Here is an 18,158-nt window from a genome sequence, read left to right as displayed (position 1 = left end):
TTTGGTATTCAGGCGGTTTCACCGCGCGGACTGGTTGTTCGGCGGGGCGGGCGGCGGTGAGTCCCAGCGGCATCGATGGGCGAATGCCGGTGCGTGGAGGGAAGTCCGAGATGGTGCCGGCGGTCTCACTCGGAGTTGTCTTGGTTGTCGTCCTCTGGCGCTTCGCGCCAGCGTGGCTCCCGCTTTTCGCGAAAGGCGAGTCGCCCTTCGGCCGGGTGCCGGCTGGCTGCGCGGCGTTCTTCCCAGCGATAGCGTGTGGTGAATGCCTCCGCCAGCGGCCTGCCTTCGGCTTTGGTGGCAGCCTCTTTGATAGCACGAACGGACAACGGCGAGCACCGCGCGATATCCGAGGTCCAGCCCGCGACGCAGTCGTCCAGTTCGTCCGGCGGTACCACATCGTTGACGAGTCCCAGCTCGAATGCGCGTGCTGCGGCGAGCGACCGTCCGCTGATCAGCAGTCCCATCGCGGTGTGCCAGGGAAGCTGTCGGGACAGACGGAACACTCCGCCCGCGCCTGGTACCAGACCGAGTGTGGCTTCCGGCAGTCCGAACACGGCGTCGGTGGCGGCGACGATGATGTCGCAGGCCAGCGCCAGTTCGAAGCCGCCGCCGAGGGCATATCCACGCACTTTGGCGATGATCGGCTTGGACAGCTCGAAACGTTCGGTCAGGCGTGGCCATCCAGGCTTTCCGTAGCTGCCAAAAGTGGTGGGCGTATTCGCGCTCGACTCTTTCAAATCCTGCCCTACGGAAAAGGCTCGGTCGCCGGCCCCGGACAGAACGGCAACCCGAGTTTCGCGGTCCGCTTCGAAATCGTCCCAGACTTCGCTCAGTTCTTCGTGCATTTGCGAATTCATCGCATTCAGCACTTCGGGTCGCCGCATGGTTATGTGCGCAACTCGACCGATTTTCTCGTAGTGGATGGTCTGGAAATCCATGGTGGCACCAGTATGACTGCTTCGGTGTCGCCCTGCAACTCGCGCGACGCGCGATCGTCGAGGCCTACCATATTTCGGTTTCTGCACGACCATGTGAATTCGATATGCCGAATTTCCCGCGGTCGGTGAACACTCTGCGGCTCGACCGCCGCCGGGTTCGTTTCCATCGCAACGAACTCGGCGGCTGCGGCCGGGCCGTAGTGGGGCCAAGGTAAGCCTCTTCCGATGCTGTTCGGGAAGGGCTTGCCCTCGGAACCGCGCGCCTGTTGAACGGAAGCGACGGATCGAGTCTTGCCGCTGCTGGGGCGTGGTGCGGTGGACTGCCCGTCCCGGCCGGTAGGGTGCGCCCTTGTCCCGGCTATCGGGTGCTCGACCACGAGGCAGGGCAATCATTTCGACGACGGATATGTGGACCGAGGATGACCGCTACACAACCCGGGGATGCGAACCTCGAAACATTCCTGCGCTCGTACCCCGCGTACCAGGGCACACGACATCTCGATCGCGTCCGCGCCGACGACTTCCGTCGACTGGATGAGCAGGGCCTGATCTATCTGGACTACACGGGAAGCGGCCTCCCCAGCCGATCACAGCTCCGCGCGTATCGGCGCGTCATGGACAACGAGATCTGGGGCAATCCGCATTCTGCCAGTGTTCCGTCCCGTCGATCCACCGAGGCGATCCGGCATGCTCGCCAGGCGACACTGCGATTCGTGAACGCCGATCCCGACGAGTACTCGGTGATCTTCACGGCGAATGCCACGGGTGCTCTGCGGCTCGTCGGCGAGTCGTTTCCGTTCCAGCCAGGAGCCCGTCTGGCGTTGCTGCGCGACAATCACAACTCCGTGCTCGGAATCCGCGAGTACGCCCGCGCGCAGGGAGCGACGATGGAAACCATCGCCCTCCGAGCAGATCTTCGCGCCGAGCTGTCCGCCGTGGTGGACGCATTGAACCGCGCCGGGGCGGCGCCGTCGTTGTTCGCGTATCCAGCGCAGAGCAACTTCTCCGGTGTTCAACATCCACTCGAATGGATATCCGAGGCTCACGCCCGTGGCTGGCGGGTACTTCTCGACGCTGCCGCATACGTCGCGATATCGGATCTGGATCTCAGCCGGCACAAACCCGACTTCGTACCGTTGTCCTACTACAAGATCTTCGGCTGGCCGACGGGGCTCGGATGTTTGATCGCCAAGAACGAGGCCCTTGCACAACTGCGACGTCCCTGGTTCTCCGGCGGCACCGTCGTCGCCTCGAGCGCACTGGGTGGCTGGCACGCCAGCGCCCCGCCCCCGGACAATTTCGAGGACGGGACGCCTGATTTCCTGGGTGCACTAGGTGTGTCGATCGGACTCGATTACGTGCAACAGACTCTCGATCGCGAAGCGGTCAGAACGCGAGTGCGGTGCTTGACCGACTTTCTGCTCGATGAGATGTCGACGCTTCGCCACAGCAATGGTATGCCTGTCTGTGCGCTGTACGGCCCTACCGAAACCCGCGGGAGGGGCGCGACGATCGCGTTCAACCTACTGGATCCGAGCGGCGACATCATCGACGAGCGGATGGCCGAAGATCGTGCGGTACAGCACGGGATCGCGTTGCGTGCCGGGTGTTTCTGCAACCCAGGTGTCGGCGAGACGATATTCGAACTCCAGCCCGAAGATTTGATTCGAGTGGGCACGATGCGGACGGGCTTGCGTACGATCGACGATTACCGACGAGCCATCGGTCTACCCACCGGCGGTGCACTGCGCGTCTCGCTCGGCCCGGTCAGCAGCTTCGAAGACATCCTCGGATTCCATCGTTATCTTCGGTCGTGGCGTGATCACCGCACTGCCGACCATGATCTCGGGACGCTTGCGGATCGAGAACGATGCTGACGCTTGCGGTGGATGACGGTGTCGGCACGTCACCGGAGCCGGAGGATCAGTGCCCCGGTCCAGTTCGTAGCGATGTACTCCGGCTTCCCGAGCGCGACCCGGATCCAGCGGTGATCGACCGAGACAGCAGTCGGTCGGCCTTGCCTGGGTTCTCGCTGCCTTGCCCCTTCCGAACCCGATCACGCCGGGCCCCGGGCCCGGCGGAAAGTCGGGGCTAGGCAAGCCAAGCCGTGTTGTCCACTCCGGTGGCGATATTCACGATCGAGGTCGCTGGTGAATCAGTATGTCGTACGAGCACACCACCGAGTTTCCCGCCGAACAGGATCGGACTGACGACAGACGCCGCGCGCACTAGCTCTGTGCTGCCGGTGGGGGGGCGGTATACCGGTATCGCGATAGGGTCGGGTGCCCAGAACTCCTGCACAACATACCCTCCCAGGGCTGCCGCCGAGGTCACCGCATTGTGCCATTCGGCGGCAGTAGTCGCTTGCCCTACGACTACCCCTCGTCCGCCGAGCTGATCATGCGGTTTGAGTATGAACTTGTCCTGCTCGTCGGTGAGCAGAGAAAGTAGATCGAATGAGCGGCCGCGCCACGATACGTTCAGGTCCGCGATCACTCGAGTCCACGGGATATGAGTTTCCACGAACTCCCGGTCCGCTGCCGGCAGCGAGTCCGCGGATTCGCTCAGCCATGCCAAAATCTTCTTACTGGAGTACAGATCCGCTAACTCCGGTGCCAGGGTGACCGCGGTACCAGCCTCCATGGCGTGGCGCAGCGGGCCGATGTCCCAATTCACTTGCTTCGCGCCCTCGTGTGTGTATGCGAAGGCGCGATAAGCGATGTCTATCGGCTGACCCTGATGTGTAAGCGCGGTCGGGGAGGAGTCGAGCTGGTCGGGAGTGGCGAAACTGCAGGATATGCCATGACCGTTGAAATCCTCGATCGTTTCCGAAAAATAGTCTCTGGAGCCGAGTCCTTCGTCGCTCCAGCCGAGCAAGCACACGCGAGGATTCGGGATGTCGTACGCCCGTGCGGCTTTCATGACGACTTCGCGGCGAGCGGTGAACGTGTCGGGAACGACGAGCTTTGTGGCGATGTCGCGGCGCAGACTCTCGAGTTTGTTCATGAAGAACCGGTTCTGCCTGGCCATCTGTTCCGGGCCGGCGATGCCGCTTGTGATGTTGTATTCGACAAAGCGGGGGATGCCGCCGCTGATGATGATGTCCGGCCGGGCCATATCCAGAGCGGTCGCGTTCCATTTCGGATCGTCTGTCAACATCGATGCCGGAGGGCGTCGGTAGCCGAGCAATTCGGCCAACTCCGTAGGTGTTTTCGCTCGCTCGGTGCAAATAGACTCGATCAGGCGGAGCAAATGACGAGACATGCTCGTCAATGTATGTACCGTCGCCGAAGGTAGGATAACCGGCCTCAGCGGTACCGGGCCCGCAGGTGCGCGATAATCACCGGATGCCAGCGCGAGGTCCAATTCCGCCGCCTGGCGCGTGCTGCGTTCGTGGTCCCGCGCGGTTCCCAGCAGTGCACGGTCCCATTCGGCCTGCATTTCGTTGACGATACCCACGCACTCTCCGTATTCGACATGACTCGATGATCAGAAACGTTGTTCTTACGCGCGGCTAGGGTCGGACAATGGCCGATGGCCAGGACTGCGGTTCATCGATGCGGGAGATCAACGGCATATCGCGGATGTCGTGATGGTTGAGCACCCACATCAGGAACCGGTCGACGCCCATGCCGAATCCCGATGTCAACATCGGAAGTTCCGCTTTCATGCGTACGTACCATGCGTAGTCGGCTTCGTCGACGCCGTGCAGCGCCATGGACTTGCGCAACTCTTCGGCTTCGGTATGCCGTTCGCCCGACCCGAACACTTCGCCCATTCCGAAATAGAGATCAGCGCACTTGGCCGTCGAGCCGTTCTCATCACCGAAGGCGTGGTAGAAGGGTACCGTCGAACTGTCGAAATGATGGACCCAGACGAATTCGGATACACGTTCCATCAGTAGACGCTCACCGATGCGGGTAAGGGTCCGTGAGCCGTCGCTGCCGCTCACGGCATCGTTTACATCGGCTACCACCTCGGCCGCCTCATCGAAGGTGAGTTGTTCGAAGCCCTCGACACGGTCGGTCATCCTGACCAGGTGAGAGACGTCGCCTCGTGCCTCGATCAAGCGGTCTCCCGCTCGATCGAGGATGGCGGCCGCCAGTGCTTTCGCGTAGCCGGTGACGTATCGAATAAGGCTGTCCAGACCGCCGGGTAGTTCCGCCTCGCTATGGGTGTATTGGCTGAGATGCGTCTCGTCCGGTTGTTCGGTACGAAACGACGGCAAGATCGTGTAACAGCCATCCGGTGCGAGTCGGCAGCCGTACTCCAGTGCGAATTGTATGGAGTCGGGCAGGTATGTGTCGACGCCGCCGACCGTCACCGCAACCGGCTCGGAGTCGCTGCCCGATGCGGAGGGGCAGGTGACCGTTCGGGTGGTCATGGGCAGGAACAAGTTCTTGAGTTTCCGTGATCCCGCATACCGGGCAGTCTCGGTGAAAATGATGTCGTGCAACTCGGCGATCAGATGATACCAAGGAGATCTCAGATATTCGATGAAGGTCTCGGGATTGTTGCTGTCGCGAGCGTGTGGTGGAGCGACCGTAATTGCCGCCGAGCCGGTTGAGGTCACCGAACTACCTTTCTATCGCGAACCGATGGCCGTGCAGGGGCTATGTTGTGGTTGTGCTGAAATATGTTGTCCGGGTCGTAGCGCGACTTGACTTCGGATAGTTTCCGATATCGGTCTTTTCCGTAATGGGCGACAATGTTGGTACCGACCTCGTCCTGCAGGTAGTTCACGTAGGCCCCGCCGGAGCTCCAGGGAGCAAGCCGCGCCACGCTCCGGCGTGCCCAGTCCACGTGCTCCTCGTCCGTACGGGAGTCGGTCCACTGAGCTGACGCGGTGAATATGTACGGTGCCTGCCGTGCGGGAAAGGCGGACGTTTGCCCGGGTACGTCGCTTATTGCTCCGCGCAGGAATTCGAAGTCTATGCAAGACAGTGGCGAGGTGATTTCCGCGGCGGCCTCGACGGCTTCGTGCGCAGCCGCTGAGGGAAATGCGGAAAGATAGCACGATTTTGTGAAGTACCGGTTTCCGTGAGGTTCTCCGTGGTCGCCCAGTGCTTGCAGTTCCGCGTGTGTCAAGACCCGGTTCAACACTGCGGTGGGCGGCGAGGCCGCGAACAGTGGGGCGATCATTTCGCCGGCTCGCACCGAATCGCCGAGCCATATAGCGGTGAGGAACAATGCCGGCTTCCCGTGTAATTCCCGGGGCAACCAATCTTGCGTACCCGCGATCTTGAAAGCGCCGACCGTGTGGAGGTCCGGCGGCTGCCGCTCAGCGAACTCTCGGTATGCCTCCAGCGCTGCACTCGCGGTGTCCATCGCATGGACACCGGATCGATAGACCACGGGGCCGACTCGCCGGAGCCGAAGAGTGAACCGGGTGACTATTCCGAAGTTTCCGCCGCCGCCTCGAAGTGCCCACAGCAAGTCGGGATGTGTCACGTCATCCGCTTCCACAATCGAGCCGTCGGCGAGCACGACCTCGGCTCGCAGGATGTGGTCACAGGTCAGACCCCACTTTCGTGCCAACCAGCCGTAGCCGCCACCCAACGCGAGCCCGGCCAGGCCGGTGTGCGATACGACGCCGGCCGGGCAGGCAAGCCCATGCGGAATGGTCGCGGCGTCCACGTGCCGCAGCAGGCAGCCGCCCGCCGCGGCCGCTGTTCGGGAGGCCGGATCGACGGATACCTCGGTCATCAGCGAAAGGTCGATCATGACCGCATGATCGGCCACCGCGGTACCGGCAACGTTGTGGCCACCACCGCGCACGGTCACCGAGTGGCCTGCCGCGCGCGCGAACCGGACCACAGCCGCTACATCCGCCGTGTCACGGCATCGCGCGATCAGCACTGGATGGCGGTCGTGCATTCCATTCCATACTCGACGGAATGCGTCGTATTGTCTGTCGCCGGGGGATATCACCCGGTCGCCCATCAGTGATTGGAGCGCTCGCATATCCGATGCCGATTGGTGCGTCAAAGATCCACCCGTCGTTCGCACACTGGCCTTTTCGTTATCCTCCCGTTCTTCATGTACCACTGTCAAAGCCGTAGCTTCCCAGTCCGTGGGAGTTTCGGTGCCGGCAGCGGGTGGAGGAGCGGGCAGTGCAGCGAGATCCGAATCGCTCAGTGTCGCAGACGAAGTGATTTTGCGATGCCGAAACTGTCTCCTGGCATGTGGATCTCGCCGCCGCTGCGGCCGCGGAGTGCTCGGCGGCGAGAAGGAAGGCTGGTGTGACCGAGAAGGGTGGAGTGACGTTGTCGATGCGATGGGTGCGGAAATCCGTTATGCTGGTCGCGCAGTTGTACAACGCTCATTCTTCGGCCGGACAGAGCGGGAGCGCCCTCGCGGGGCGGACCACCGCTGTGCCGCACCTATTGCGAGGTCACCCGATGACTGCTCTTCCTTCGGCATATCCGGATGCTTCTTCTCACATGCCTGCCGCTGCCGAACTTGCCTACCGTATGGATGGCGCGCGGCTGGCGCGAGAGCTTTCCTCGATCTCTGTTGTCTCCTGGCAGAAACAGCGAACCCATGTCCTCGGCGTCGACGGTGAAAGCGAATTGGGCACCACGAGCCCACCCACCGAGATCGAGTGGAGGGTACTTCCGCTGTGGAGTATCGGCGGGGACGCAGATCGTACGGATCCAGGCGGTCCGGAGGACAGGGGATATGCGCCCACGATTTGGTGGAGTCGACTGCCCTATATGCGAGAGGTCGTCTCGGCCATTCCGGTGCCATTCAACTCCGTCCGACTGATGGCCCTCGGCCCCGGCGCGTCCTCGGATGAGCATTGTGATCCCAAGTATGATGTGCGCCGTGGCTTCTGCCGGCTGCACATACCTGTGCTGACGAACCCGGACGCTATTCTTGTTCTGGACGGTGTTCGCTACTGCTGGGCGCCCGGTCGACTGTGGTACGGCGATTTCGGTCGGCTTCATCGCGTTGAGAACAGAGGTGCGGAAGTGCGTGTACACCTCGTCATCGATGCGCTCATGACGTCTGATCTGGTTCAGCTGTTTCCGGCCCGATTTCGTCAGCCGTTCGAAGATCATGGTGCGCTGTTCAATTCCTTTGCTTCGGCTTGCGCAGATTGCCGGCCATGGGCACATGCGCGCAAGTTCGATATCCCGAGATCATTTCTCAACTTCACCGACGACGCGCCTTTGGAAAATTCGGAGCCGAAGTTGTCTGTCGAACTGAACTATTCCGACGGCAACGTCTCCATGAAGACCGTTAATGGCACCGTGCTCGCGATGACCCCGGTGGGGGACAGCAGGTTCCGGTTTTCCGGTTGGAGTGATCAACGAACCGTCGTCGTAGACGATGGTTCGATCGTCTTGGAAAGCCGTTTCGGCCACGACCGGCGGGCGTCGAGGATCTTTGATCAGGCCGAGTCGGATCACTGACCCTCGATGAGGGGCACGGCGGACATTATTCGCCGTCGTCCGGCGGTGGGACTGCTACATGCTCGACGATCCACAGCGGTCCGTCCGCGCAGTCAACTCGCAGGCCGGTGCCCGGTGTGGTCCTGGTGCGTAGCACTTTCAACCAACGCTTGCCCACCTGAGCGATCGGGCCGGACCCCGCCCGCATCGCCCGGAATGTTCGAACCTGGTTGTGTATCTCGCGAGTGTTGCGCCGCCAGTCGATGCGTAGAAACTCTGGCTCCATAGGCCCGGCATAGGATGCTCGGGTCTCGTCTTGGGGTTCGCCGAGGTCGCCGCCCGCCACTCGATCGAGGCCCTGCGACAGCAGTTTCCGAATCACCGGCTCCATTCGCTGCCACAGGAGCTCAGGGGTCGGGTCGTCGTCGATCGGTATACCGTCTTGTTGCACGATTACGTTGCCGGTATCGAAGCCTTCGTCCATCCGATGCAGCGTTATACCGAATTCGGTATCGCCCCGGCGGATCGCCCACTGGATGGGTTCCGGTCCGCGGTACTTGGGCAGCATCGAAGGATGGATATTGATAGCTCCGTGCGTCGGGATTCCTAGTACCGAAGTCGGTATGCGCCAGTTGAAGCCGCATACCAGGAGAAGATCGGATCGATAGCCGGAAAGTATGTCGGCTAGACCGGAAGCGGTTCCGGGGAGGAGGAAGTCCATTCCTGGCGGGGCAGCCTGTAGCATCTCGCCTACGGCTCCGACGACATCTGGTGAGAGTGCTGTCGCGGGCTTTCGTGAGCGGCTGTACACATAGGCGACCGGGAGGTGCCCAGCCTGTTCACATACGTCGTGCAGCGTCGAGAACTCTTTGGCGCCGCGGGCAGCGATCACGATTCGCAGGCGTTCCGTCACGCGATCACCCCTTCGAAGTGCGCTCGATCGCACTGGCCAACTCGGCTACGGTAGCCGCTTCGAATATCGTCCGAACCGCGATCTCGACACCGAGTGATCTTCGGATAGCCGCCGTCAATCGCATCACCGACAACGAATGGCCGCCCAAGCCGAAGAAGTCGTCGTCGGCACTTACCCGTTCGAGCCCGAGTAGTTCGGCGTACAAGTCCGCCACCGCCTTCTGCGTCGCCGTTTCCGGTGCGCGATACTCTGTGCTGCACCGGTATCTCGGCGCGGGCAGCGCCTGCTGGTCCACCTTGCCGTTCAAGGTCAGCGGCATCGCATCGAGCACCACGATCGCCGCAGGCACCATGAATTTCGGGACATGGCTTGCCACGTGCTGACGCAGCGCGGCCGCGTCTACTCCACGGACGGCATCGACGGGGACCACGTATCCGATGAGCCGCCGGTCTCCGTGCTGGTCTTCGCGGACCGTTACCGCCGCGTGTGCCACCTCCGGGTGCGAACTCAGCGCCGATTGCAATTCAGCCGGCTCGATACGGAACCCGCGGATCTTGATTTGATCATCGTTTCGACCCAAGAACTCGAGCTCGCCGGAATTGGTCCAACGCGCCAGGTCGCCCGTCCGATACAGTCTCCCTCCGGAGCCACTGAAAAGATCTGCGATGAATCTGCTCGCTGTCAGGCCGGGGCGTGCCCAATACCCCTGGGCGACACCCGCACCGCCCACGTACAGCTCACCGGCGACTCCGACCGGCACACGGCACAGCCGAGCGTCGAGTATATGGAACGTCAGCCCGGCCAGGGGCACGCCGATGAGGCTGGCCGAGGAGCCGGTGTCGATCGGGCCGATCTCCCGGAACGAGGCGTGCACGGTTGTTTCTGTGTTGCCGTACATATTGATCAATCGCACCTCGGGATGCGCGGCCACCCACGATCGCAATCGGCGCGGTGTCAATGCCTCACCCCCGAACACGATCGTCCCGAGCGTTTCGCTCAGGGCTCCGGCTGTCGACTGTAACGCGTCGAATGCGGAGGGAGTCTGACTCAGGACGGTAACCCGTTCCTCGGTGAGCAACTGGAGAAGGTCCTGCGGGGACTGCACAACGGCATCTGGAACTATGACCAGCCGTCCGCCGTGGAGCAACGGTCCCCAGAATTCCCAAACCGAGAAGTCGAAAGCATAGGAGTGAGTCGACGTCCATACCTGGCCGGGCCCGAAGTCCATGCGGCCGTTGAAGGCGGTGAACAGTTGACATATGTTCGCGTGGGTGACGGCGACCCCCTTGGGGGTACCGGTGGTGCCGGAGGTATATATGACGTACGCGACCTGCTCGGCGGGTAGTTTCGTTTCGGGTGCGCTCGGCAGGGTATCGATAGCCGGATCCGTCACATCCACTGTGGGGATGGGGGCTTCGATCTCGTGTAACAGGGTCTTTGCGCGACCGATCAGGTCGGTCGTGGTGATCACCGCCGAGGGTCTCGCGTCGTGAAGCACGAAGCGAATTCGTCGGCGCGGATACGCAACATCAATCGGCACGTAGGCCGCGCCGAGTTTCAGCACCGCCATGATCGCGATCACCGTGTACGCCGACCGCGGCAGCAGTAACGCCACCCGGGAACCTGCGGTGACGCCCGCGGCCACGAGGCGAGTCGCCAAACGGCCCGCCTCGTTATACAGCTGTGCGTACGTCCACGAGCGCGACTCGAATACGACCGCACGGGCGTCCGGGGTACGCGCGACCTGTGCGGAAAACAGCTCCGGGAGCGATACACTGCCTGCGGTGGTGGGCTTGCCGCCGCTGCCGAGCACATCCAGTCGACGGTTGTCGAGTTCATCGAGTAGTTGGACGTCGCCGACATGCCCGCTCGTATCGGCGACCAGGCTTTCGAGGACGCGCACGAATTGTTTGCCGAGACCGTCGACGGTGGCTCGATCGAACAGGTCCTCGGCATATTCGATGGTCGCGGGCCAGCCGTGGTGATCGAGGCTTTCCTCGATGGTGAAGGTCAGGTCCAGCCGGGACACCCCGTTTGCCACCGGCATCTTGGTCGCCGTCACGCCGGGCAGGTCGATGTCGGCGGTGGTGTTGTTCTGGAACACCAGGATGGTTTGGAACAGCGGGTGGTGGGCGGTGGAGCGGATCGGGTTGAGTTTTTCGATCACGACTTCGAACGGAGCGTCCTGATTCTCGTAGGCCGCCAATGCTTTCCGCTTGACCTGCGTCAGCAGTTCAGCGAACGGCATCCGCGCTGTGACCTCAGCGCGTAGCGCCCACATGTTGACGAAGAAACCGACCAGGTCATCGGCTGCCTCGTCGGTGCGACCGGCGATGGGGGAGCCGACCACGATGTCGTCACCGGCTCCCCGCAGATGCAGCAGCGCCACCAACGCCGACTGCAATACCATCGACACCGTCACGTCTTTCCGGCGCGCCAGTTGCCTGATCGCGGTCTGCAGCACCGGGTCGATCATGAAGGTCGTCGTGTCCCCTCGATAGGACACGACCCGTGGTCGCGGTCGGTCGGTGGGCAGACTCAGGCATTGCGGCGCCCCTGCCAACTCGGTACGCCAATACGCGATCTGCTTCGACAGCACACTGTCGGGGCAGGTCTCCGAGCCCAACAGCGCCAGGTGCCAGAGGGTGTAATCGATGTACTGGACCGGCAGCGGCGCCCAGTCGGGAGCCTGGTGTACGACACGTGATCGATAGGCGCGAGCCAAGTCCCGCATCAACGGCGCCGAGGACCATCCGTCGGCGGCGATATGGTGCACGAGCAGAACCAGCGTGTGCTCGTTGTCGCTGCACCGCAATACGTTTGCCCGTACGGGGGCCTCGGTGGCCAGATCGAACTCATATCGGGTCAACGGCACAATCGCGTTCGAGACCTGCTCGGTGTCCCAGCCGGTCGCGTCCACCACATGCCAGCCGACATCGACAGCCCCAGCATCGAGAACCCGCTGCCGCGGCACCCCGTCCACCTCGGGAAATACCGTCCGCAACGACTCGTGTCGGGCTACCACATCCATTACCGCGACCCGCAGAGCCTCGACATTCAGTGTGCCGGCGAGCGACCACACCATCGGGATGTTGTAGGTCGCCGACGGCCCCTCCAGCCGATGCAGGAACCACAGCCGGGTCTGCGCGAACGATAGCGGCACCACCGCCGGACGCGGCATTGCGGTAAGGGGTGGACGCAGCCGCACCCGCTCGTCGATGCCGGCCGACAGCCCGGCGACGGTTGGTGTGTCGAAAACTTGCCGGACCGGGACCTCGATTTCCATCACCGATCGGATCCGGCTCACCAATCGGGTCGCCGACAGTGAGTGGCCGCCCAGTTCGAAGAAGTCGTCATCGACCCCGACCCGGTCGAGTCCCAAGACCTGCGCGAACAATCCCGCCAACACCTGCTGAGGGATCGTTTCCGGCGCTCGATGCTGCCCTGCCGACCGATACCGCGGCGCCGGCAACGCTTGCCGATCGACTTTCCCGTTCACCGTCAACGGCATCGCCTCGAGCACCACGATCCCCGCCGGGACCATGAATCCCGGCAACCGCTGCCCCACAAACCGCCGTAGCGCGGCCACATCAACCCCACCCGACCCGGAATCGACCACAACATACCCCACCAGCCGATGCTCGCCCGGCTGGTCCGCGCGCGCTACCACCACCGCCTGGAGCACCGCCGGATACGAAACCAGTACGGCTTCGATCTCACCCGGTTCGACCCGAAACCCCCGAATCTTCACCTGATCATCGACCCGACCACAAAACTGCAACTCCCCCGACCGGGTCCACCGCACCAAATCACCCGTCCGGTACAGCCGACCCCCCGCCCCACCGAACGGATCAGCGACAAACCGCGACGCAGTCAACCCCGGTCGACCCCAGTACCCCAAACCCACACCCGAACCCCCCACATACAACTCACCCACCACACCCACCGGCACCCGCCCCAACCGAGCGTCCAACACCACCAAAGCAGCATGCGGCACCGGCGACCCGATCGAGGGCACACCAGCCCCCGAGACCAACTCACCAGTCATCGTGGCATACACCGTCGTCTCCGTCGGACCGTACGTATTCACCATCGAAAGACGCCCAGCCCACTCGTCGACCAACCCAGCCGGCAACACCTCACTGCCCATCAACAGCGACTCCACCGAATCCCAACCATCCACCGACAACACCGCCAACGTCGACGGCGTCACATGAACATGAGTCACCCGCTGCCGAGCGATCAACGACATCAACCCAACCCCCGGCTGCGCCTGATCCTCCGTAGGCACAACCGCCGCCCCGCCACACAACAACGCCGACCACAAATTGATCACCGACGCATCGAAAACCAACGGAGCAAACTGCAGAACACGACTTCGACCATTCACGGCGAGACGCCGGATATGGGCAGCGACAAGATCTGCGATCCCGGCATGGGTGACGGCGACGCCCTTTGGAGTGCCGGTGGTCCCCGAGGTGTAGATGAGGTAGGCCACCTGCCGGGCGTCGGGGAACGGAAGACCGGTATCGGGCTGGGCATCGATGGTCCGATCACAGATGTCGACGACCTTGCGGTCGTCGCGATCGGCTGCCTGCAGGATCGCTGATGCTCGGCTCACCAGTTCCGTCGTGGTGACGACTGCCGCCACACCGGCATCGCTGAGCACGAACCCGATCCGGTGATCTGGATAGGCGGGATCGACCGCGACGTACGCCGCACCGATCTTCGAGATCGCGAGCACCCCGATGAAGCTGTGTGCCGTCCGTGGCAGCATCAGGCCTACGACGTTCCCCGGAGCGATTCCGTACCCGGCCAAGTGGTGAGCCAATCGCGCCGACATTCGATCGAGTTCCCGGTACGTCCATGTCCGATCGTCGAAGACTATCGCCACGTTGTTCGGTGTCCGAGCCGCCTGTGCGGCGAACAGCTCCGGTAGCGACCTGGTGTCGCCGGTTTCGGCATGAAGCGCCGCGTAATTGCCGAAGACGTCCAGTCGGCGCTGCTCGTGTTCGTCGAGGAGCTCGATCGCCCCGATCGGAATGCTCGGATCGGCGGCCATGCCGGCCAGCACCCGAAGGAATCGCGCCGCGATCGTGTCGATGGTCGCCGGATCGAACAGATCGCTGGCGTACTCGATGCGGGCGGCCCAGCCGCCGCGATCACCGTGATCGTCGATGACGAATGACAAGTCCAGGCGGGAAGTATTGGTGTATATGGCGATCGGGGTGGCTTGAACCCCGGCCAAGTCGAAACTGCTGACGGGGCTGTGCTGATACACCAGCATCGTCTGAAACACGGGGTGCCGGGCCGCCGACCGACTGGGGTTGAGCTTTTCCACCAGGACGTCGAAGGGAGCGTCCTGATTTTCGTAGGCGCCAAGGGCCTTGCGTTTCACCTGGGCCAGCAGTTCCGAGGCAGGCATATCCGGGGTGAGCGTCGTACGCAGTACCCAGGTGTTGACGAAGAAGCCGATAAGACCGTCGGCAGCCTGATCGGAACGCCCGGCGATGGGCGAGCCGATCACAATGTCCGTGCCCGCACCGAGCCGGTGCAGCAGCACCAACAGGGCGGCTTGCAGCACCATCGGCGCCGACACGCCCGCATCGCGAGCCATCCGGAGAATCTCGCCCCGGAGCCGGGAGTCCAGCACGAACGGTCTCGTACCACCGCGATACGACTCCGTGGCAGGCCGCGGCCGGTCGGTCGGCAGTCCTGAACCTGTTGGGGCCGCGACCAGTTCGGACTGCCAGTACGCCAACTGGGTGGACAGGACACTGTTGGGATCCGTTGCCGAACCCAGTAGCTGCTGTTGCCAGAGGGTGTAGTCGGCGTACTGTACGGGCAGTGGCGCCCAATCGGGATCGTGGCCACGGACCCGTGCGCGATAGGCCGCAACCAGGTCCCGTATCAATGGGGTGGCCGACCAGCCATCGGCCGCGATATGGTGCAGCACCATCACCAGCACGTGCGCACTGTCATTGCGGCGAAGCACCCGCACGCGCAACGGTATCTCGACAGCGAGATCGAACTGATGATGGACGACGGCTGAGGCCTCGTTCGATACGCGCCGATCGTCCCACCCATCCGCATCCAGGACGGTCCAGCCGAGCTCGACCTGGTCGACGTCGATGATTCGCTGGTACGGGGTCCCGTCCAGTTCGGGAAACACCGTGCGCAACGATTCGTGGCGAGCCACCACATCCAGAATTGCCGCCCGCAGCGCGGGCACATTCAGCGTGCCGGTCAACGACCAGACAAAGGGGATGTTGTAGGTCGCCGACGGTCCCTCGAGCCGATGCAGGAACCACAGGCGGCGCTGCGCGTAGGACAGTGGCACGACCCTCGGGCGCGGCATCGGCGCGAGCGGAGGACGCGACCGCGGCCGGGCGTCGAGAGCACCCGCCAATCCCGCTACCGTCGGTGTGCCGAAGATTGCCGAGACCGCCAGTTCCTTGCCCAGCACTGCTCGGATCCGATTCGTCAACCGTGTCGCCACCAGCGAATGGCCGCCGAGTTCGAAGAAGTCGTCGTCGATACCGACCTGTTCGTGTCCGAGCACTTCGGCGAACAGTCGTGCCAGAGCCGCTTGCGCGGGAGTCTCAGGTGCGCGATACCGAATACTGGACTGATATTTCGGCGCAGGTAGCGCTTGCTTGTCGATCTTTCCGTTGACTGTCACCGGAAGGCGATCGACGACGACGATCGCGGACGGCACCATGAAGTCCGGCAATCGCCGTGCGAGGCGGCGACGTATCGCTGCCGCATCGACCGCGCCGTCCTCGGCGCCCGCAGCTGCCACAACATAGCCGACCAGTCGTTTGTCGCCAGGGCGGTCCTCGCGGGCGACCACGACCGCGCGGACGACTCCCGGATGCGCGACCAGCTCCTTCTCGACCTCGCCAGGTTCGATGCGGAACCCGCGGATCTTCGTCTGGTCGTCGACGCGGCCCACGAACTCCAATTCCCCGGCCTGGTTCCAGCGCACCGAATCTCCGGTGCGATACAACCGGCCGCCGGATTCGCCGATCGGATCAGCGACGAACCGCGCTGCGGTCAGGCCGGGCCGATTCCAATATCCGTGGGCTACGCCGTGGCCCCCGACATACAGCTCGCCGACCACCCCTACCGGTACCCGGCGTAAGGAAGCATCGAGCACCGACAGCGCGACCCCTGGCGCCGGCGACCCGATCGACGGTGTACCCGATCCCACTGCCAATGGCTTGCTGATCGACACGTACACCGTTGTTTCGGTGGGACCGTACACGTTGACCATGATCCGGCCGTTCGCGAACCGGTCGACCAAACCGGCGCTGCATGGCTCTCCGCCGACGACCAACGTCATGTTCGCCAGCTGTTGCGGGGTCAGCGCGGCGACAGTGGAGGCGGTGAGATGCGCGTGGGTGACTTTGTGCCGCGCGATCAACCGCGCCAGTTCGGGGCCTGGTTGCGCTTGTTGTTCGGTGGGCACGACCGCGGTGGCGCCGGTCAGCAACGCCGACCACATATCGAGCACCGAGGCGTCGAAGACCAGCCGCGAGAATTGCAGAACCTTACTGTCTCCGTTGATACGCAGCCGCCGAGTGTGAGCGGTGATGATTTCACAGACGCCGGCATGCGCTACAGCGACCCCCTTGGGCTGCCCCGTCGTTCCGGACGTGTAGATCAGATAGGCGAGTTGCTGTGGTGCGGGGAAGGGCAGCGCGGCGCTCGGCTGGCGGTCGATCTCCGGATCCGACACCTTCACAAGGGGAACACGCCGGTCGATCGGCTGCAGTAGCGATGCGGTGCGGATCTCGAATCCCGCCGCAGTCACCACGGCGGCGACACCGGTGTCGCGCAGCACGAAAGCGATCCTGTGATCGGGGTAGGCCGGGTCGACCGGCACATAGGCGGCACCGGCTTTGAGTACGCCCAACACCGTCACGATCCAGTGCATCGAACGTGGCAACAGCACGCCGACCAGATATCCGGGCTGTACCCCCTGCATGATCAAAAAGTGCGCCAAGCGAGACGACATGTCATCGATCTCGCGGTAACTCCACGATCGATCCCCGGCCACCACCGCGCGGTTGTCGGGTGTTCGCGCGACTTGTGCGGCGAACAATTGGGGAATCGAACGGAGCCCTGCGCCGATGTCATCGGAGGCCGTTCCATTGCCGAACGTATCCAACCGGATCGGCTCCGTTTCCGGCAGCGATGGCTCCGATATCGGATTCATGACCTCGATACCCCCTGCACGAATATCGTCACTGCTACGGCGTGATGCCGACCAGATCGAAATCTCTCCGACACCGATGTCGATCAGTTGGTGCAATGTAAGCGTTGCCGATTCTGCGGCGGTTGCCACCGTTCGGCGTGGGCAGGGCATCCGCGGTGCTGCACCGTATCCGTCCGCGCCCCTGTGAATTCGGTCGGATGCTCTCTGATCGATTCGATCGGTTCGTTTAGAATCGTTGCCAATGTTATTGGCGCTCAACGTGATCAGTGCTTCAGCCCAGCACGATATCCCCACCGGGATCGGGTGGCAAGGTCGATGTGCTCACTGTTGGGAAGTGGCCGGCAAGCTTGCCGTGCGAAGTGCTGGCTGCAGCACGGCCGACGCCGCGCGCTGATTTCTCAATATCGGGAAGTTTCGGCGCACGTCTTCGGCGGGCCATCCGTCTAGCATTCGAAGCCCGTGCCGTCACGGACGGGCGGTCTCGCAGCGCGGGAGGTACGGGGTCCGGGCGTCGGAGCAAGATTCAAGAGGAGACCGAGCGTGGGAACGGTCTGCGGTTGGGAAGTGGTTCGCGGCGGCGATCGAGACAGTCTCGATGACCCGGATACGCCCTTGCTCGCTTCCGCTACGTCGGACGTCATTGAAATGCTTTGTGGACCTGTAAATGTCGTGATACGCCCAATACGGGT

General features: G+C 63.0%; 8 protein-coding genes. 2 read left to right on the top strand and 6 right to left on the bottom strand.

Translation table 11 applies throughout. The annotated features are described in order from the left end of the window. Window positions 1–125 precede the first annotated feature (125 nt). A complete protein-coding gene (dpgD, locus tag ACWEKR_RS11265; protein WP_452354371.1) occupies window positions 126–938 on the bottom strand; it encodes an enoyl-CoA-hydratase DpgD in 813 nt (270 codons plus the stop codon). Window positions 939–1,357: 419 nt separating this feature from the next. Between dpgD and ACWEKR_RS11260 the strand changes: the two genes are divergently transcribed. Then, on the top strand, window positions 1,358–2,815 hold the full coding sequence (locus ACWEKR_RS11260) for an aminotransferase class V-fold PLP-dependent enzyme (RefSeq protein ID WP_452354415.1): 1,458 nt from the start codon (window positions 1,358–1,360) through the stop codon (window positions 2,813–2,815). A gap of 214 nt (window positions 2,816–3,029) precedes the next feature. Here the strand turns inward: ACWEKR_RS11260 and ACWEKR_RS11255 are convergent, their stop codons facing one another. Genes ACWEKR_RS11255 through ACWEKR_RS11245 form a run of 3 tightly spaced genes read right to left on the bottom strand, consistent with a single transcriptional unit; the run spans window position 3,030 to window position 6,815 of the window. Beyond that, on the bottom strand, window positions 3,030–4,397 hold the full coding sequence (locus tag ACWEKR_RS11255; RefSeq protein WP_452354370.1) for a hypothetical protein: 1,368 nt from the start codon (window positions 4,395–4,397) through the stop codon (window positions 3,030–3,032). A gap of 55 nt (window positions 4,398–4,452) precedes the next feature. Next, complete coding sequence (locus tag ACWEKR_RS11250; protein ID WP_452354369.1) at window positions 4,453–5,511, bottom strand: amino acid--tRNA ligase-related protein; 1,059 nt, start codon at window positions 5,509–5,511, stop codon at window positions 4,453–4,455. Next, window positions 5,508–6,815, bottom strand: coding sequence for an FAD-binding oxidoreductase (locus ACWEKR_RS11245; protein WP_452354368.1), 1,308 nt, complete (start codon window positions 6,813–6,815; stop codon window positions 5,508–5,510). The genes ACWEKR_RS11250 and ACWEKR_RS11245 overlap by 4 nt, the downstream gene beginning before the upstream one ends. 365 nt (window positions 6,816–7,180) lie before the next feature. Here ACWEKR_RS11245 and ACWEKR_RS11240 point away from each other — a divergent pair, with 365 nt between their 5' ends. Beyond that, window positions 7,181–8,356 (top strand): aspartyl/asparaginyl beta-hydroxylase domain-containing protein, encoded by a 1,176-nt coding sequence (locus tag ACWEKR_RS11240; RefSeq protein ID WP_452354367.1) that lies wholly within the window; start codon window positions 7,181–7,183, stop codon window positions 8,354–8,356. Window positions 8,357–8,381: 25 nt separating this feature from the next. Here the strand turns inward: ACWEKR_RS11240 and ACWEKR_RS11235 are convergent, their stop codons facing one another. Continuing rightward, on the bottom strand, window positions 8,382–9,248 hold the full coding sequence (locus ACWEKR_RS11235) for a methionyl-tRNA formyltransferase (RefSeq protein WP_452354366.1): 867 nt from the start codon (window positions 9,246–9,248) through the stop codon (window positions 8,382–8,384). Window positions 9,249–9,252: 4 nt separating this feature from the next. Further along, the gene (locus ACWEKR_RS11230; protein ID WP_452354365.1) at window positions 9,253–17,727 is read right to left on the bottom strand and encodes an amino acid adenylation domain-containing protein; all 8,475 of its coding nucleotides are present in this window, start codon (window positions 17,725–17,727) and stop codon (window positions 9,253–9,255) included. Window positions 17,728–18,158 lie beyond the last annotated feature (431 nt).

The sequence above is a fragment of the Nocardia sp. NPDC004573 genome (assembly GCF_053602135.1).
Note: the sequence above shows the minus strand (reverse complement) of the source record. Positions and strands in the feature narration are given on the sequence as shown.